General features: G+C 51.8%; 17 protein-coding genes and 1 tRNA gene. 8 read left to right on the forward strand and 10 right to left on the reverse strand.

Features of this window, described 5'->3' with window-relative positions:
• Positions 1-52: 52 nt before the first annotated feature.
• The 10 genes from P8T57_RS19185 to P8T57_RS19230 form a co-directional block, all read right to left on the reverse strand.
• Positions 53-739, reverse strand: a complete 687-nt coding sequence (locus P8T57_RS19185) for a DsbA family oxidoreductase (protein ID WP_341364034.1) — start codon at positions 737-739, stop codon at positions 53-55.
• A gap of 3 nt (positions 740-742) precedes the next feature.
• Positions 743-1,966 carry a phosphopentomutase gene (locus tag P8T57_RS19190; RefSeq protein ID WP_341364035.1) on the reverse strand — a complete coding sequence of 408 codons (1,224 nt, stop codon included), beginning with the start codon at positions 1,964-1,966 and terminating at the stop codon, positions 743-745.
• A 57-nt stretch (positions 1,967-2,023) separates the two neighbouring features.
• The gene (deoC, locus tag P8T57_RS19195; protein WP_341364036.1) at positions 2,024-2,857 is read right to left on the reverse strand and encodes a deoxyribose-phosphate aldolase; all 834 of its coding nucleotides are present in this window, start codon (positions 2,855-2,857) and stop codon (positions 2,024-2,026) included.
• A gap of 88 nt (positions 2,858-2,945) precedes the next feature.
• On the reverse strand, positions 2,946-4,085 hold the full coding sequence (locus tag P8T57_RS19200; RefSeq protein ID WP_341364037.1) for a succinylglutamate desuccinylase/aspartoacylase family protein: 1,140 nt from the start codon (positions 4,083-4,085) through the stop codon (positions 2,946-2,948).
• Positions 4,086-4,214: 129 nt separating this feature from the next.
• Positions 4,215-4,961: an ABC transporter permease subunit gene (locus tag P8T57_RS19205; protein WP_037992574.1), complete on the reverse strand. Its 747-nt coding sequence runs from the start codon at positions 4,959-4,961 to the stop codon at positions 4,215-4,217.
• A gap of 3 nt (positions 4,962-4,964) precedes the next feature.
• Positions 4,965-5,657 (reverse strand): ABC transporter permease, encoded by a 693-nt coding sequence (locus P8T57_RS19210; protein WP_341364038.1) that lies wholly within the window; start codon positions 5,655-5,657, stop codon positions 4,965-4,967.
• Positions 5,658-5,745: 88 nt separating this feature from the next.
• Entirely contained in the window at positions 5,746-6,543 is a 798-nt protein-coding gene (locus P8T57_RS19215; protein ID WP_063094154.1) for a lysine/arginine/ornithine ABC transporter substrate-binding protein, read from the reverse strand.
• A gap of 84 nt (positions 6,544-6,627) precedes the next feature.
• The gene (locus P8T57_RS19220) at positions 6,628-7,401 is read right to left on the reverse strand and encodes an ATP-binding cassette domain-containing protein (RefSeq protein WP_341364039.1); all 774 of its coding nucleotides are present in this window, start codon (positions 7,399-7,401) and stop codon (positions 6,628-6,630) included.
• Between the two features lie 417 nt (positions 7,402-7,818).
• Positions 7,819-9,789: a methyl-accepting chemotaxis protein gene (locus tag P8T57_RS19225; RefSeq protein ID WP_341364040.1), complete on the reverse strand. Its 1,971-nt coding sequence runs from the start codon at positions 9,787-9,789 to the stop codon at positions 7,819-7,821.
• A 191-nt stretch (positions 9,790-9,980) separates the two neighbouring features.
• Positions 9,981-10,070: transfer RNA gene (locus tag P8T57_RS19230), tRNA-Ser, on the reverse strand.
• A gap of 259 nt (positions 10,071-10,329) precedes the next feature.
• Here P8T57_RS19230 and P8T57_RS19235 point away from each other — a divergent pair.
• The 8 genes from P8T57_RS19235 (at position 10,330) to P8T57_RS19270 (ending at position 18,751) form a co-directional block, all read left to right on the forward strand.
• The gene (locus P8T57_RS19235; protein WP_258548350.1) at positions 10,330-11,337 is read left to right on the forward strand and encodes a lytic murein transglycosylase; all 1,008 of its coding nucleotides are present in this window, start codon (positions 10,330-10,332) and stop codon (positions 11,335-11,337) included.
• Positions 11,338-11,388: 51 nt separating this feature from the next.
• Positions 11,389-12,459 (forward strand): septal ring lytic transglycosylase RlpA family protein, encoded by a 1,071-nt coding sequence (locus tag P8T57_RS19240; protein ID WP_071240019.1) that lies wholly within the window; start codon positions 11,389-11,391, stop codon positions 12,457-12,459.
• A 123-nt stretch (positions 12,460-12,582) separates the two neighbouring features.
• Positions 12,583-13,755, forward strand: coding sequence for a D-alanyl-D-alanine carboxypeptidase family protein (locus P8T57_RS19245; protein WP_341364041.1), 1,173 nt, complete (start codon positions 12,583-12,585; stop codon positions 13,753-13,755).
• Entirely contained in the window at positions 13,752-14,411 is a 660-nt protein-coding gene (gene tmk / locus P8T57_RS19250) for a dTMP kinase (protein WP_341364042.1), read from the forward strand. The genes P8T57_RS19245 and tmk overlap by 4 nt, the downstream gene beginning before the upstream one ends.
• Positions 14,411-15,514 carry a DNA polymerase III subunit delta' gene (locus P8T57_RS19255; RefSeq protein WP_341364043.1) on the forward strand — a complete coding sequence of 368 codons (1,104 nt, stop codon included), beginning with the start codon at positions 14,411-14,413 and terminating at the stop codon, positions 15,512-15,514. The genes tmk and P8T57_RS19255 overlap by 1 nt, the downstream gene beginning before the upstream one ends.
• An 86-nt stretch (positions 15,515-15,600) precedes the next feature.
• Positions 15,601-17,166, forward strand: coding sequence for a methionine--tRNA ligase (gene metG / locus P8T57_RS19260; protein ID WP_341364044.1), 1,566 nt, complete (start codon positions 15,601-15,603; stop codon positions 17,164-17,166).
• Positions 17,163-17,981, forward strand: a complete 819-nt coding sequence (locus P8T57_RS19265; protein ID WP_341364045.1) for a TatD family hydrolase — start codon at positions 17,163-17,165, stop codon at positions 17,979-17,981. Before metG ends, P8T57_RS19265 begins: the two co-directional genes overlap by 4 nt.
• The gene (locus P8T57_RS19270) at positions 17,978-18,751 is read left to right on the forward strand and encodes an MBL fold metallo-hydrolase (RefSeq protein ID WP_071240014.1); all 774 of its coding nucleotides are present in this window, start codon (positions 17,978-17,980) and stop codon (positions 18,749-18,751) included. The genes P8T57_RS19265 and P8T57_RS19270 overlap by 4 nt, the downstream gene beginning before the upstream one ends.
• Positions 18,752-18,799: the final 48 nt, after the last annotated feature.

Below are 18,799 nucleotides of genomic sequence, written 5' to 3' on the forward strand. Positions count from 1 at the left end.
AAGGCAGGTACCCGTTCAGGACCTGCCTTTTTATTCCCATACGGGATACATGTCAGATGGGTGTTTCTTCCTGACGCGCCAGACGGATCATGCGTTGCAGGATTTCGGGTTCCTGCGCGCCCGAAAGAGCATGGCGGCCATTAAACAAGAAACATGGGACCCCGGTTACGCCCATTTGATGGGCAACCCGGTTTTCCTGCGATACGAATTCGCGATCCATGTCACCCCTAAGGTAATCGAGGATTTCGTTTCTATCTTCGCCATGGGTGACGGCAATCTCAACCAGAACGTCAAGATCACCAATGTCGCGTCCATCAAGGAAGTAAGCCGTAAACAGGTCTTCAACCAGATCATTCCCGACAGCAGGGCGTTCGGCGCAGACTTTATAGATCAGGCGATGGGAATCTGTTGAATCCGGTGTCAGGCGAATGGCATCGAAATTGAAATCGATCCCGACAGCCGCACCCGCAGCCTCAATCGCCTTGTAAACCCGGGCTGCACTTTCAGTGCCGCCAAATTTGGCCGACAGATATAATTTCCGGTCTATCCCGCCCGTTGGCATATCGGGGTTCAAAAGGAATGGACGCCAGGTAATTGGCATATGGTCAAGTTTTTCCCGGACAAGTGCCTTTTCCAAACGTTTCTTGCCGATGTAACACCATGGACACACGGTATCGATGATCGCCTCGATACGGATCGGCGCCATCGGTGCTTCGCTATGACCGGGTTGCCAGTTCATGTTTTATCCATTCAGGAACGAAGTACCCGCGGCAAGCGGCGCGATGCCAAGGTGATCCGCAACGGTTTGGCCAATATCGGCAAAACTGTCACGCATGCCAATCGGCCCGGGTTGAATGGCTGGACCGAATGCCAGAATCGGTACGAATTCGCGTGTGTGGTCATTGCCGCGCCAAGTTGGATCGCAGCCATGATCCGCGGTGATGATGACAAGGTCGCCCGGCTTTAAAATCTCGCGCAGTTCGGGAATGCGGGCATCGAACTCTTCAAGGGCATTGGCATAACCCGGCACATCGCGACGATGACCAAACTCCATATCAAAATCGACAAGATTGGTGAAAACGATGCTGTTATCAGGCGCCTGATCAATTTCAGTCATCATGGCATCAAAAAGGGCCATATTACCCGATGCCTTTACCTTCTTTGAAATGCCGTGCTGCGCATAGATATCGGCAATTTTACCCACCGAGATGACCGTGCCGCCAGCCTCGCTAAACTTATCCAGTAGGGTCGGTCTATGAGGCGGGATCGCTATATCGCGACGATTTGCCGTTCGCTTGAAATCAGCCGGACTGCTGCCGACAAACGGGCGGGCGATCACACGGCCAATATTATATGGTTCAACCAGTTTAAAGGCGATCTCGCAAACCTTGTACAACCGATCCAGACCAAAATGCTCTTCGTGGGCGGCAATCTGAAACACGCTATCGGCCGAAGTATAGCAAATCGGCATGCCGGTTTTGATGTGTTCTTCCCCGAGTTCGGCAATGATTGTTGTACCAGATGCGTGACAATTGCCAAGAATACCGGGCAACTTTGCCTGCTTGATCAGCGTATCGGTCAATTCTCTGGGGAAGGTCGGCACTTCAAGCGGGAAATAGCCCCAATCAAAATCAACGGGCACACCCGCAATTTCCCAATGGCCGCTTGGCGTATCCTTACCGCGTGACAGTTCCTGGGCATGGCCATAGGCGCCAATCATCGCGCCACCATGTTCAAGTCCCGGTGGGACACGACCGGTTGCATCCCTGGCGGCTTCGCCAAGACCTAACGCGGTCATGTTGGGAATATTCAGTTCTCCCTTGCGAATATCATTGTCTGCCAGACCATTAGCACAGTTTTCTGCAATGTGACCCAAGGTGTCTGAGCCCTGATCACCAAATTTGGCTGCATCTGGGGCTGCGCCGATACCGAAACTATCTGCAACAATGATGATGGCGCGGGCCATTCCGTCTTCCTTCAGCTGTGTCTGCCATTTGGATTGATTGGCAGATAGTCATAATTCTCAGTAGTTGCTAGTCGTCTTTGGCGCAACAGACTGATCAATACCACAAGTTTCCAACAAGGCTGTCAAAACCCCGCTGGCACCGAAACGGAACGTGCTTGGCTCTGCCCAGCCTTCACCCATTATTTCATCCGCAATTGCAAGAAACAATGCTGCGTCATCAGCCGTTTTGACGCCGCCAGATGCCTTGAAACCACAAGCAAGACCATCTTCCTCCCGGGCATCGCGAATGGCCGAAATCATTGCTACCGCCGCCTCGGGCGTCGCGCCAACTGGCACTTTCCCGGTCGAGGTTTTGACGAAATTCGCACCATGTTTGATTGCAAGGCGGGCGGCATCATAGACCTTGGAAAGATCGTCAAATTCGCCGCTTTCAAGAATGACCTTCATCGTGGTCATCGGACCGCAAGCCGTGCGGGTTGCTTCAATAACATCAACGACAGTCTGGATATCCCCGGCTATAAAAGCCTTGTAAGGCAAAACCAGATCAACCTCGTCCGCACCCTTGGCAACGGCGTCTGCTGTTTCGTCGCCGACGCGCTGCGCATTGCTGCCACCGTCCGGGAAATTGACAACAGTAGCAGTTTTAACACCGCTTTGACCCAGCGCCCGCCATGCGGTTTCGATAAATGGGGCATACACACAAACAGCGGCGGTATTCCCGGCCGGGCTTTGTGCGCGCTCACACAGTGCTTCGATCTTTTCGACCGTGTCATCGTCATTCAGGCTGGTCAGATCAAGAACGGAAAAGGCCAGTCGCGCGGTTTCCGCATCGCTTCTTGCTGCTGCTTTGGCAGATGTAATGACTTCTGAAACGGAATTCGGGTCGAACATGTCGATATCCTTAAAACGCGCGGGACGCGAAGTGTTGAATTCGGCAAGGATTATACCGAACTCTTGCTATCGCGTCCCGTAAAGAAGGTCAACGTGCGGTCAAAAGAAGCCCTTCGCGACCAGGCAATGCTTCGGACCCTGCGACAGAGCAAAGCAAACCGCCGGGGACCACAAGACGCCCACCGACACGTGCGTACATGAAACCGTCTGTACGACTGGAAAACGGTGTTTTGTCACCTGTTTCGCAATCAAGAACATAGCCCAGTTCCTGACCTGCTTTTACATGGACACCGGCATCGACGGAAAACACGATCATCCCACCATGGGTTGCCGTTACGCGATCAACACCTGCAAGCGGTGTGGCCGTGCATTTTGCCTGGGGCAGGGGGCCGGGATCACCTGCGATAACGCCACGACGTTGCAGGAATGCAAACAGGTTCTTCGCATCCTGACTGGCAAGGTGATCATAAACGTCCTGTTCACCGCGCAATTCGATTGTGGTTGAAAGTGTTGCCATCGGGATCGGAAACTTGTCGCCATAAACGCGGCGCAATTCGACCCAGGGGCGGCTGAAAGCTTCGTCGAACGGGTTGGCGCCGCTTTCTTCGGCAATCAGGCAGGCTTCTGCACCGATTTGAGCCGACAGATCTGCTGCATCCGGCCAGCTGGAATCGCTGGTATAAAGATGCATGGCGGCTTCCCAGTCGCAATGCAGGTCAAGAACATAGTCCGCATCAATTGCCAGTTCCGCCAGTGTCAGACGTAAATCCTCAAGATCGGTCAATGGCCCTGCATTGCTGCGGTGTTCCTTGATCAAGCGACGAAGTTCGACACGCGCACATTCAACATTGGCATCCGGATCCTGACCAAGCTTACCATCAACAGCCGCAATCAGTTCCTTACACAGGTCGGGATAGTGACGGTTGAAGTTCTGTCCGGTGCGCATTTCAAAACGCCCGAGCGGTTTCATATCAACATACTGGGTGAAACCGATCGGATTGGCGAACGGTACAACCACTATTTCACCGTTGATCTGGCCGCTTTCTTCGGCAGCTTTCAGGAGCATTTCCAAATGGTGCAGGGCGATTACACCAGGGAGCTCGTCTGCATGAAGGGCTGCCTGCAGATAAGCTTTTGGTCCTTGCCCGACTTTGCCATAGCGACGGACGGTAAGCGCGCGGGCAGTACCCATTTGAGGGCGAATCAATTCAATGCGTTCTTGTTGCATGATATTCCTGTGGGAGTTGGTGGTGGCACTATCAACAGCACTTGCAAACTACTGGGTTGCATGGCTGGCTGGGACGCGTGGCCCCGAGCGATGCTTATCTTCGCTCGGGGGCAGGCACAAAAGGCTGGATCAAATATGTCCGCCAGCTTTGGCCGGAACGGATTTGTTTTCTTTCCGGTTTTCGTTTCGGCGAAGATGCTTCTCGATCCCCTTGAAGCCAAAGGTGAGAACGTAAACAATGATCAGGTAGATCACGCCGGCCGAAATAAAGGCTTCATATGGCAATGCAGTGCGAGCAACAATTTTGCGCGCGGCTCCGGTTAGTTCCATCATTGTCACCGTTGACGCCAGTGACGTTGCCTTAAGCGTGAAAATTACATCGTTGGTGTAGGCGGGCCAGATAATCTGCCACATACGCGGGAAGATGATCCGGCGATAAATGGTGGCGGGGGCCATTCCGCACGCGCGCGCCGCCTCAATCTCGCCATTCGGAACGTTCTGGATGCCGCCACGCATGATTTCGGCCATATAAGCCGCCGTGTTAAGAACAAATGTCAACAGACAGTACCAGTAAGGATCACGCAGATACGTCCAGGACCAGTGATCCTGAATACCATCAATGCTGGCGATCAGCTGCCCGCAGCCATAATACATCATGAACAGCTGCGCAATTAGCGGCGTGCCGCGAAACACATAAATAAAGGCAAACGGAAGAGCCTGAACCCAGATCAGCTTTGACACCCGCGCAATCGCAAGCGGAATGGCAAGCAAGGTGCCAAAAACAACCGAAACGACAAGCAATTGCAGGGTCAGAAGGAAGCCCTGCCAAAGCCATGCATCGTACTTGGTAAGGACGTATATCAGATCTTCAAACATCGATCACGCCCTCGCAATGCCGCGGGAAGCCCGCTTTTCAAGTCGATTGAAGACAAATAGCGATACGGTGGTAAAGGCCAGAAACATTGCCATGGCAACCAGATAAAACGTAAAGGGCGCTTTTTCTGTACCCGCACCGACCGCGGCCTTGCGCAGAATTTCCTCGACGCCCACGACGGATATCAATGCCGTATCTTTGATCAGAACCTGAAACAGATTGTTAAGGCCGGGCAGGGCAAAACGCCAGAGCTGCGGCAATTTGATGCGAATGAATATCTGCTTAGGAGTCATGCCGCATGCGGTTGCCGCTTCTATCTGGCCAAGTGGAATGGACTGCATAGCAGCCCGGAATACCTCGGATGCAAAGGCCCCCTGAACAAGCGCAAGGGCAGCAACCCCCGACCAAAATGCAGGAATGTCCACGCGAACCGCCTCACCGCCGATCAGTTCGGCGAGGTTCTGAATGGCAATAGTACCGCCAAAATAGATCAATAAAATAACCAGAAGTTCGGGAATACCGCGAATAATAACGGTATAACTTTCCCCGATGATCCGAAGGGCCTTGTAACGCGACAGCTTTGCCGATGCGCCCAGCAAACCCAGAATAATCATGAATGGTAGCACGGTCAGGCAAAGCTGGACCGTCACAAGTCCACCTTCAAGCATCTGCCAACCGCGGCCGTATAAATCAAACATGCTATCTCCTGCAAACCTTCATGCCGCGCCAATATGGGGGCAATAAGGAAGGGCGGCACATTAAGTGCCGCCCTAAACTGCCTTCCGATCAATTCGGGTGCAGGTTGATTTCTTCGAAATATTTTTTGTTGATTTCCTGATACGAACCGTTGGCAAGCATTTCTGCCAGTGCCTTGTTCAGGATCTCTTTCAGCTCCTGGTCTTCTTTACGGATACCGATACCAGTACCTTCGCCAAAGAATTCTTTAGGCGCAAAGGTATCGGAAATAAACGCATAGCCTTTGCCCGCATCCGATTTGACCCATTCAACCAGCACGCCGGAATCAGCAAGCGTCGCATCAATACGACCTGCTGTCAGATCGAGCAGCGCGTTGTCCTGCGTGTCGTACATGCGAATTTCCGCATTCGGGAAATTGTCTTCAAGGAAGGCCGAATGGGTGGTCGAACGCTGAACGCCAATGACCAGACCATCCAGCGCATCTTCAACTACAGCATCGTCTTTCCATGCCGTGACAGACATTCCTTCCTTGCCAACAAACACAGCCGGTGTGGTGCTGTAATAGTTGGTGAAATCGATCGAACGTTTGCGCTCTTCGGTGATCGACATCTGGGCGATGATTGCATCATATTTTTTCGCCAGCAGCCCCGGAATGATCCCGTCCCAATCCTGAGCTACGATCTCGCATTCGATGCCAGCGGTTTCGCAAAGTTTTACAGCGAAATCGACATCAAATCCCTGCAGGTTGCCATCTTTGTCGACATAGTTGAACGGAGGGTATGCACCTTCGGTTGCGATGACGACTTTTTCCCAGGCTGCACTTGCTGCCGATGCACTCAGTGCGACACCCACGGCTGCAGCGGTTGCAACCTTGATCCAGTTTTTCATTCATAGTCTCCCTTGTTGTTGAGAACAGGCCGTGTCGACACTGTCCTTTTCGGAAGGTTCTTTAAGGGAACCGTCCTTTCCAGATCAGAAATCTCGCTGAAGGAATTGCTTCATGCGCTCTGATTTTGGATTTTCGAAAACTTCTTTCGGGGCACCAAACTCTTCGACCTGTCCCTGATGAAGATACATAACGTGGCTTGATACGCCTTTGGCAAATCCCATCTCGTGGGTTACAACGAGCATGGTTCGGCCTTCTTCGGCAAGGCCCGTCATAACGTGCAGAACCTCGCCAACTAATTCGGGGTCAAGAGCCGATGTCGGTTCGTCAAACAGCAGAACTTCAGGCTCTATCGCCAAAGCACGGGCAATGGCAGCGCGTTGTTGCTGTCCGCCGGAAATATGGCCGGGATAATAGTCGCGGCGTTCATACATCCCTACTTTGTGAAGCAGTGCATCAGCACGTTCTATTGCTTCTTTTTTGGGAATGCCAAGAACATGCACCGGTGCTTCGATCACGTTTTCAAGAATGGTCAGATGGCTCCAAAGATTGAAGCTTTGAAAGACCATCGCCAATTTGGTGCGAATGCGTTGAAGCTGTTTCTTATCGGCGGGCTCCTGACTTCCGTCTTTCAGGCCGCGCATTTTGATCAGTTCGCCGTGAACATGCACGGCACCGGAATTCGGTGTTTCAAGAAGGTTGATACAACGCAAAAAGGTACTTTTGCCAGAACCGGACGAACCGATGATCGAAATCACGTCACCGGTATTCGCGGTCAGATCAATACCTTTGAGGACTTCATGCTCCCCAAAGCTTTTGAACATCCCTTCGACCTTTAGGGCGGGTATGTTTGTGCTCATATCGAGATAAAAAGTCCCCTGTTAAAAGCTCTTGTTGTGTCGGACCAGTCCGATTCGCATCAAATCGATGCTTCACCCCTTTGGACAATCCCAATCACATTTTCCCCTGAATAATTGCCTGTCTGGGCACCGTAATTCTACTGATTTTTTGCAGTTATATGAAGAAAACGGTCGTCACGGCATTATATTTGGTCGGGCTTTGGAAAGCTTGGCAAATATACTGCTGTGCCAAGTGGTTTTACGCAATAAAAATTCCCGCCATTGCCAAGGGCACCGAATCACCCATGGATCTGCTGTAAATTTTTGCACCTAAATCTTGGCGATTTGATTTTCGACCATTTTTACGGCAGCCAAATGGCAAATTAAAAGCATGCACCATGATTAACACACGATGCGGGGACCAATTATGACAAAGGGTCAATTGTCGCGAACCGTTTTAAGGAAGCCAATCACTTCCTGACGAAGCTTTCCAGCCAAAGCCTGCATTTCATTTGACGACTGCAAAAGGGCACGGGCTTCGTCACTGACCATGGTAGAAGCATCGGAAACTGCCGATACGTTACGCGAAACATCCTGCGTTCCCGATGCGGCTCGTTGCACGCTATCTGCAATTTCCTGCGTCGCAGCTCCCTGTTGCTCAACAGCCGCGGCGATCGCATTGCAGAACTCGTTAATCCGTTCGATTGTTGTGGTGATATCGCCGATCTCTGTTACCGAGCGGGTAGACGAGGACTGTATGCCATGGACCTGCGTCTGAATGTCGCCGGTCGCCTTGTCTGTCTGATTGGCAAGAGATTTGACCTCGCCGGCGACAACGGCAAAACCTTTGCCAGCATCTCCGGCGCGAGCAGCTTCGATGGTGGCGTTCAGGGCCAAAAGGTTTGTCTGCCCTGCAATATCTTGAATTAAGCCGACAACCTTTCCAATCCGTTCTGCTGCATCGGCAAGCTCCGTAATCGTCTGGCTGGTATTATTCACACCGTCAACTGCCATGCTCGCAACCTGGATCGATTGCGTAACTTGCGCTGCGATTTCCCTGATGGCGGCAGATAATTCCTCGGTGGCGGATGCGACGGTCTGAACGCTTTCAGTCGTCTCGGCTGCGGCTTTGGAAACGGCAGCTGCCCGCGCATTGGATTCTTCGGCACTTGCTGTCAGCTGTTTGGCTACATGCTGGGTCTGCTCGGACGCATGTGCGACAGTTTCAACGATCGAAAGGACATTTTTCTCGAAATTGTCTGCCATTTGGTTGAGTGCGCGTCTGCGTTCCTCCGCCAGCCGTTTTGTGGCGGCCTCGTTCTCTTTGGCAAGGCGTTCCATTTCGATAGCATTGTCCTTGAATACAACAACAGCAGCAGCCATTGAACCGATTTCATCCTTGAGTTCGGTACCCGGTACTTCTACGCTGCGATCACCATTTGCAAGGCGTGTCATGGCATCTGTCATGCTTAGAACGGGTCTCGATACCCATTGGCGCACCAAAATCCCCAGAAGTCCCATTATGGCAAGGACCGCGATAATGGCTGTGATAACGGATGTCTGCCGGAAGTTTGTCAGTGACAGGTAAGCAAGGTCACGGTCGATGGCAAAGCCAAGGTACCAGCTTACGGCAGGCAGACCTTCAACCTTGAAGAAAGTGAAAATTTGATCACCACTTCCATTCAGGACGTCATCCATGCCTTCCTGAACAGTCGGGGTACTCTCCGGAAAGGCTTCTGCAATTGGTTTGAGGGTTAAATTGGTATCAGGATGGATCAGGATAGTTCCTTGGTCGTTAACCAGAAATCCGTACCCGATCCCGCCCAGATCAACGCTCCGCACCAGTTCCCCCAAGGTGGTGATGTCAATATCTCCCCCTACGACGCCAACGATTTTCCCATCAGAAGAAACCGGTGTAGTCGCTGTCACAATCAGCTTTCCAGTTGAGGCATCCGTATAAGGTTCGGTAAGCGTACTGCCACCTGCGGTAACTGCGTCCGAATACCATGGTCGTTTACGTGGATCGTAATCGGCAGGCAGTTCGTCCGGTGGAAACATCAGCATTTCTCCAGATGCACTGCCAAAATACGAGAACATGAATGTATTGGCGAGGGCAGGGCCGCTGACCAGATCCTTCACACTGTCACTGTCATTCTTCCGGGCAATATTTTGCCCAAGGCTCTCTACCAGCAACTTTCGGCCCTCAATCCAATTTGCGATCCCGGTTGTTGCCAGAGAACCCGTTTCAATCAGCTTGGATTGAAGTGAATCCTGAATTGCAGATCTTTGTTGAAGGTCGAAATACAGAATGAATGCCACAAATGTGGTCACAACAATCAGTGCCGCTGCCAAAAGAATACGGCTGCCAATATTCAGTGACATCAGGTTTTCTCCGCTGATACGCTCCACCCTGTTTTATCAGGTTGGCATCATGTACCCCGGTTACAAGAGAACTTAAGCACCCCAAATATTAGTAAAAGGCGTTTGATTTTATCTGGCTTAATCGTGTGATTGAACTGAACCGACTCATGCGTGCGAATAAACGCGATGACAAACACTTGTCTTAGCGCTGTTCAAAATTCGGCTAATAATAAGGGAGGTGGCGGAGAGACAGGGATTCGAACCCTGGGTACCCGTAAAGGCACGCCGGTTTTCAAGACCGGTGCATTCAACCACTCTGCCATCTCTCCGCATTGTGGTGGCGGTTATCGCCCTGCGCGCTCTCAATAAATTGCCGGGATGCACCTGTCAATATGCCAGTGTCGGCTTTGTTAAATTTCTTAGGGGGGTAATTTACGTTCAGGCATACTCGAGACATTTAACAAGTCTTAACGTGTAAGACGGTATCAGCATTATGAAGCGCACAAAATGAGTGCAGATACAAAGATGACTGGATCCCCTATCAAATTGATTGGGAATTTTAAATTGAACCGGCACGAGGCGAGCAAAATGAATTATCGGACCATCGGGACTGTAGCGTCAATTATTAGCATGCTCGTGACGGCTTCACCTGTTCTTGCTCAAGCCAATACCGATGAATTACCGGCCTTTACGACCGAGGGTTTTGATGCGTGGCTGGCTGATTTCAAAAAGGATGCCGCGTCAAAGGGCATTTCCCAATCTACATTGGATGTTGCCTTTGCAAACACACAGCCGATCCCGAAAGTTATCGAGTATGATCGCAGTCAGCCGGAATTCAAACTGACCTTCGAACAGTATTTACAGCGTGTGGTCCCGCAGTCTCGAATAGACGAGGGACGCCGCAAATATGCCGAGAACCGTACCGTCATTGATGCTGCTGCCAAGAAATATGGTGTTCCGGGGCATTACCTGACGGCGTTCTGGGGAATTGAAACCGGGTTTGGACGTCATACTGGTGGATATTCGGTTGTTGACTCGCTCGCGACCCTGGCCTTTGAAGGGCGGCGCGCAGAATATTTCCGCACTGAACTGATCAATGCGCTTAAAATCATTGATGCAGGACATATCGCGGCTGAAAAGATGGAAGGATCCTGGGCCGGTGCCATGGGGCAGGCGCAATTTATGCCCTCTACCTTCCTTAATTATGCGCGCGATGGAAATGGCGATGGAAAGATTGATCTTTGGGGCGCCAAGGAAGACGTGTTTGCCTCTGCTGCGAATTATCTGTCGACCGTTGGCTGGAAAACGGATGAACGCTGGGGCCGCAAGGTCAGCATTCCCGAAAATCTTGATAAATCAATGACAGGGCGCGAAATTCGCAAACCGATCAGCGAATGGCAGAAGATTGGTGTGCGGATGCCCGACGGTTCCAGCCTGCCATCAGCCGATATGGAAGCCGCAATTGTCATTGTAAATGACGGTGTCGGACCTGCTTATATGGTTTATAACAATTTCCACACCATTATGCATTGGAACCGGTCTACCTATTTTGCCATTGCAGTTGGTACACTTGCTGATGCGATTGCGGGTCGCTAATTATTCTGGATTTATCAAATACAGGTTCAATATCTGGACGGGGACAACTGAATGCCGAGAAACGCGCGCAAGGCGCTTGTACAGGGCTGGAACAAAGGCCGTTGGGCTGCTGGTGCACTTGCCATGACCGTTTTATTGGCCGGTTGTGCTGAAACGCAACTTGCTGTCCATGGCGTCAAACGTATTGGAGGCTCCCAGCAGCAGTCACCAGTGCAAGTTGGCTCTTACAAAATTGGCAATCCTTACGAGATAGCAGGGCAATGGTATTACCCGGCGGCCGATTACGAGTACAAGGAAACCGGTATTGCGTCCTGGTATGGCCCGAAATTCCATGGCAAGAAGACCGCGAATGGCGAAATCTTTGACCAGTACGAGGTATCTGCAGCCCACCGTACACTTCCAATGCCAAGTGTGGTGCGTGTGACCAATCTTGAAAACGGACGCTCGCTTAAGGTGCGCATCAACGATCGCGGACCGTTTGCGCATAGCCGTATCATTGATATGTCACGCCGCGCCGCCCAGCTTCTTGGGTTCGAGCAAAAAGGAACGGCCAAGGTTCTGGTTGAAGTGATCGAAGATGAAAGCCGGCAGATGGCTGCAATTGCGCAGGGTAAGGCTGCGCCTGCTGTGACAGTCGCAGAACAGCAGACTGTTTCCGCAGCCCCCCGCGATACGGTGGAGACGGTTCAGCTTGATAATGACGGGCCGATTACGGACAGCGGGGAACCAACGAAGTCGACCATCAGGTTAACGCCACCAGCCGAGAAGAGAGCAACCACACAATCTGTTGAGCAAACCGCACTTGACGGTACGGTTGATGAGGGTGCAGTCGTCAGGGTTGAGCCTGTTTCGCCGTCTTCAATCTATGTGCAGGCGGGTGCGTTTTCTGTTTATGACAATGCCCTTAACCTTCGTAACCGCCTGTATGACATGGCACCAAGCAAAATAGAGCCGGTTGACGTAAAGGGAACCACCTTTTACCGCGTTCGCCTTGGACCGTTAAATACCGTTCCGGAAGCTGACATTTTGCTCGAGCGGGTCATTGCCACGGGGCAAAATGGTGCAAAAGTTGTCGTCGAATGCGCCGATGGCGCTTTGCAAAGCAGCGTTTCAGGTTGCTAGGAATTTGTCGAAAAGTCGAAGCGGTTGCACAATTTTGCCGGATTTGCGACATAGAGACCGATCTTCGTCCGCCGCAGCAACGGCGGTACGATTTTTGAATTTAAAAAATAAGGTTAGGACGTTATGAGTTTGATGCCGCCAATTCCGTTCAAGACAAAACTGAACCGGGTAGTGGCCGGGGCCGCAATATTCGGCTCGGCCATGGCGATATCCCTGACCAGTGTGCAGGCACTCGAAACAACTGCACGCGAAGCCTATCTGATGGATTACGACACCGGTACGGTCTTGCTTGACAAGAATGGTGACGCCCTTACCGAACCGGCATCAATGACCAAAATGATGACAGTTCATATGCTGTTTGATCGCATCAAAAGTGGCAGCGTATCGCTTGATGACACGTTTCATGTTAGCGAAAAAGCATGGCGCAAGGGCGGATCGAAAATGTTCGTCGAGGTAAACTCCGATGTTTCGGTCAACGATTTGCTGCATGGCATTATTGTTCAGTCGGGAAATGACGCCGCCATTGTCGTCGCCGAAGGACTGGCTGGAACCGAAGAAGCCTTTGCTGAGGAAATGACCGCCGAAGCCCGCAAAATCGGTATGACAAAATCCGTGTTTAAAAACGCAACCGGCTGGCCAGATGAAAGCCATCTGGTCACGGTGCACGATCTCGCTATTCTTGCACGCGACACCATCCGGAATTTTCCCGAGCTTTATAAGCTCTATGCCGTCAAGGAATTCACGTACAACGGCATTCGCCAGCCAAACAGGAATCCGCTTTTGGGCACCAGTGCCGGCGTGGATGGCATGAAAACCGGTCACACTGAAACGGCTGGCTATGGCTTGACCGCGACAGCAGAACGTGATGGTCGACGCCTTATTCTTGTGGTGAATGGTCTGGGTTCCGTACGTGAACGCCGGACAGAGTCCCAAAAATTGCTCGATTGGGGCTTCCGTGAATTTGACAATTACGACCTGTTTGATTCCGGTGAAGTTGTCAGCTCAGCCAACGTCTGGCTTGGTTCTGAAGCAAAAGTCGATCTGGTCACCGATCAGGACATTCTTTTGACTCTGCCGCGCACCAATCGTGACGACATGAAAGTTTCGGTCGTTTACGAAGGCCCAATTCCGGCTCCGATTGCTGCAGGACAGCAGGTTGCAACGCTTAAGGTCGAACTTCCGGGCGGAGAGCCGCATGAATTCCCGCTTTACGCGGCAACCGAAGTTGATCGCCTTGGCTTTATTGGTCGCATCGGTGCGGCAATCAAATACCTGCTTTGGGGAGCAAACGGGTGAGTGTGGTGCCCGGTTTATTCATCAGCTTTGAAGGTGGTGAAGGCAGTGGCAAAACAACCCAGATACGTCGGCTTGAGAGCTGGTTCAGTCAGCGCGGACGCGCCGTTGTCGTAACCCGAGAACCCGGTGGTTCACCGGGAGCTGAGGAAATCAGAAATCTTTTGCTCACCGGGGACCCGGGACGTTGGGATGCCGTGACGGAGGCATTGCTGATGTTTGCATCGCGTCGCGACCATGTTGAACGCACCATTCGCCCTGCACTTGGCGAAGGCAAGGTTGTGTTGTGTGATCGCTTTGCCGATTCCTCGGTCGCCTATCAGGGATATGGTCATGGTCTTGGCGCAGAATATATCCGCAATCTTTGGCACGTCGCGATTGGCGATTTCAAACCTGATCTGACACTGATTTTTGATCTACCGGTTGATGTCGGTCTGAAACGGGCGGGGGCTAGATTTGCCAATGTTAGTGCGGCAGAAGACCGCTTTGAGCGTATGGGATCAGATTTCCATCAACGGCTTAGACAGGGCTTTATCGATATTGCCCGTGAAAATCCGGAACGCTGTAAAATTATCAACGCCGACAGTGACATCGATACCGTTTCCGAACGCATGATTTCGGCGGTTTCTTCCAGATTATCTGCGCAGGGGATCGGATAATGGCTGTTGATGATCAGGAAGAAAACGGTACTTTCCCAACGCCCCGCCGCAATGGCCATTTCGTAGGTCATGACGACGCTGAAAAGACCATTCTGGACGCTTGGAACAGTAAACGCATGCATCATGCATGGTTGTTATGCGGCCCCCGCGGGGTCGGCAAGGCAACTCTCGCCTATCGTATGGCGCGTTTCGTTCTTTCTGGTGGCAATGAACAGGGCGGCGGGTTGTTTGGAGATGCTCCCGAAGGACTACATGTTGATCCTGAAAACCCTGTTTTCCGTCGCATTGCAGGGGGTGGGCATGGCGATCTCAAGGTTATTGAACGCCAGTATGACGAAAAGAAAAAGCGTCTGCAGGGGGAAATTACCGTTGATAGCGTTCGTACGGTTGGCAATTTCATGTCAAAAACCGCTGCCGAAGGCGGCTGGCGGATTGTCATTGTCGATGCTGCCGATGAATTGAACCGGAACGCGGCCAATGCGATTCTCAAGGTTCTTGAAGAACCGCCAGCGAACGCAATGATGATCCTGGTTGCGCATCAACCCGGCAAGCTTTTGCCGACGATCCGATCGCGCTGTCGCCGTCTTAATCTTGGTGTTCTTGAAGACCATCAGGTGATCGATCTTCTGGGGCGCTATTGCCCGGACCTTGATCTTGATGACCGGGATGCGTTGTCTGGTCTGGCAGAAGGCAGTATTGGCCGGGCATTGCAACTGCACGATGTTGGCGGGCTTGAGTTTTATACCGAAATGGTCCGTTTGCTCGCGGCATTGCCGGATGCGGACGTGCTGGCACAGCATAAATTTTCAGAACGGTTTTCCCCGGCGGATCGTGATGCCGCCTTTGCCACGGTGACGAACCTCCTGCATTGGTGGCTCGGTCGTCTGATATGCTTTGCGGCAACAGGGCAGGCGCCGCGCGAAGTGATTGCGGGGGAATTGCCCGCGATGCAGCGCATGGCCGCTGCGCAACCGCTTGATCAATGGATTGAGGTGTGGGAAAAGATCAGCGAACTGATGAGTGCCACGCGTGGTTTGCATCTTGATCGCAAACAGGCTCTGCTCAATGCGTTCTTCATGCTTGAAGAAACCATGCGAAACTGAAAAAAGCACCAATCAACCGGAATTATGACCATAACGGCCCATTTCGGGCCGTTTTGTTTCACGACTTGCGCGAAGGATTTGCGATCATGACCGGGCACAAACAGCCCTATTACATCACAACACCGATCTATTACGTTAATGACAAGCCGCATATAGGACATGCCTATACCACGCTTGCCTGCGACGTTCTGGCCCGCTTCAAGCGCCTGGACGGTTATGACGTGATGTTCCTGACCGGAACCGATGAACATGGCCAGAAGGTCGACAAATCGGCTGCGGCCAAGGGGATCGATCCGCAAACCTTTACCGATCAGGTCTCGCAGAATTTCCGCGATCTTGCCGTTCATATGAATTATTCAAATGACGATTTCATTCGCACGACCGAAGAACGCCACAAAAAAGCCTGTCAGGCACTCTGGAATACATTGCTTGAAAAGGGCGAAATTTATCTTGGCTCTTATGACGGTTGGTATTCCGTTCGCGATGAGGCGTTCTATGGCGAAAAGGAGCTGATTGAAAAGGATGGGGAAAAGGTTGCACCAACCGGTGCCCCCGTCGAGTGGGTTTCCGAGCCCAGCTATTTCTTCAAGCTGTCCGCCTGGGGTGATCGGTTGTTGAAATTCTATGACGACAATCCCGATTTCATTGCGCCACAGTCACGCCGTAACGAGGTGATCAGCTTTGTAAAGGGTGGCATGCATGATTTGTCGGTATCGCGGACCAGCTTTAAATGGGGCGTACCGGTACCGGGCGACGAAGGTCATGTCATGTATGTCTGGCTTGACGCGTTGACCAACTATCTGACCGCGATCGGTTATCCGGGTGCGGATCCGGTGAAACTTGAAAAGTTCTGGCCTGCTGATCTGCACATGGTTGGCAAGGATATCCTTAGGTTCCATGCTGTTTATTGGCCGGCATTCCTTTTGGCGGCCGATATTGCACCGCCTAAACGTGTTTTTGCACACGGCTGGTGGACCAATGAGGGGCAGAAAATCTCTAAATCGCTGGGCAATGTGATTGATCCCTACGACCTGACAGATCGGTATGGTTTGGATCAGACACGTTATTTCCTGCTGCGCGAAGTTCCTTTCGGCAACGACGGTGACTTCTCGCATCGTTCGATGGTCAACCGCATGAATAGCGAGCTGGCCAACGATCTTGGCAATATGTGCCAGCGCGTCCTTTCGATGATCCACAAGAATTGCAACGCTTCTGTCCCGACCGCAGGTGACTTTACCGAGGCTGATCAGGCCATCCTTGGCAAGGCCTATGGCATGCTTGATAACGTTCGTCCGCTATTTGATGCACAGGCATTTCATAAAGGCATCGAAGCAATTTGGGAATTGGTTGGTGACGCGAACCGCTACGTCGATGAAATGGCTCCTTGGGGCTTGAAGAAGACCGACCCGGCGCGCATGGAAACTGTCCTGTATGTCCTGGCCGAAGTCATTCGTCATGTCGGTATTCTGGTGCAGCCGCTGATGCCTGCATCTGCTGCCAAAATCCTTGATCAGCTTGTTCTGCCGGTCGATCAGCGCGGATTTGAACAGCTTGGCGCAGATCACGCCCTGGTCGCAGGCACCAAACTGCCAAAGCCGGAAGGCGTATTCCCGCGCTATGTCGAAGCCGAAGACGAAGGAGAGAAGGCATGAATGTCGCACTTGTCGACAGCCACTGCCATCTGGATTATCCCCAGTTTTCCGAAGATCTTCCGGGCACAATTGAACGTGCCCGGAATGCTGGTGTCGGTATGATGGTCAGTATCGGCGTCAAGCTTTCGACTTTCGAAAATGTTCGCGCCGTCGCTGCCAAAGCAGACCACATTTACTGCACGGTCGGTATCCATCCGCACGAGGCGGGCGAGGAGGGGCTTTCATCACCTGATCGCCTGATCGAAATGGCATCCGATCCGAAGATTATCGGCATCGGCGAAAGCGGCCTTGATTATTATTACGATCATGCCCCCCGCGAAGCACAGCGCCAAAGCTTTCGCGCCCATATTGCCGCATGTCGCGAAACCGGTCTGCCATTGATTGTGCACACACGTGATGCAGACGACGACACGATGGATATCCTTGAAGAGGAATATGAAAAGGGGCCGTTTACTGGTGTCATTCATTGCTTTTCAAGTTCGGCGACGCTGGCGCAACGTGCCTTGAAGATTGGTTTCTATATCTCGTGCTCCGGGATTATTACCTTCAATTCCGCAAAAGAAATTCAGGCAGCGGTCGCTGATGTTCCGCTTGACCGTTTGCTTGTGGAAACGGACGCGCCATATCTGGCACCAGTCCCGAAGCGCGGTAAACCAAACGAACCAAGCTATGTCGCACATACAGCGGCAAAACTTGCTCAGATCAAGGGCGTTGATGTTCATGAAATAGCCCGGATAACCAGCGATAATTTCTTCACACTATTCAAGAAAGCTGATCGCAAGAATCTTCTGTCCCCGGAGGCAGGCGAACAGTGACAAAAATCACCATTCTGGGCTGCGGATCATCAAACGGTGTCCCATCCGTTGGCTTGGGATGGGGAAAGTGCAATCCGACAAATCCGAAAAACCGTCGTCTGAGAAGTTCAATCCTGATCGAGCAGGCAGGTAAAAAAATCCTGGTCGATGTGACACCGGATTTTCGAGAACAGGCATTGCGCCATGACATCAATCATGTTGATGCGGTGCTGTTCACACATGCACATGCAGATCATGTCCATGGCATAGATGAGCTTCGCTGGATCAATGTCGCGATGCATCGACCGATCGATATTTACGCGTCTGCCGAAACCATCTCTGACATTGATCATCGTTTTGCCTATGTGTTTGAACCATTGGCCAACGGAACAGACTTTTATTACAAACCTGTGCTGATCCCGCATGTGATATCCGGGCCGTTTGAGGCGGCAGGGGTTCCGATAACCGTTTTCCGTCAGGATCACGGTTACGGTGAAACACTTGGCTTCAAAGTTGGGAAATTTGCCTATTCAACGGACGTGGTCAATTTCCCGGAAGAATCTCGAGAACATCTTTACGGGCTTGATGTCTGGGTTGTTGATTGCCTTCGTCATAAACCGCATGCGACGCACGCACATCTTGAAAAAGCGTTACAGTGGGTTGAGGAATTCAAACCCAAACAAACTTACTTCACGCATATGAGCATTCTTTTTGATTACGATGAAGCAATGGCAGATACGCCGGATCATGTCGCGCCAGCGTATGATGGGCTGGTTATTGATCTGGATTGAAGGTCGGAAAGGTTGTTCGTTCTCCTATATCGCAAAGTTCTATAATAT

Origin of the sequence: Thalassospira sp. SN3W (assembly GCF_038070535.1) — a bacterium.
GTDB classification, from domain to species: Bacteria; Pseudomonadota; Alphaproteobacteria; order Rhodospirillales; family Thalassospiraceae; genus Thalassospira; species Thalassospira xiamenensis.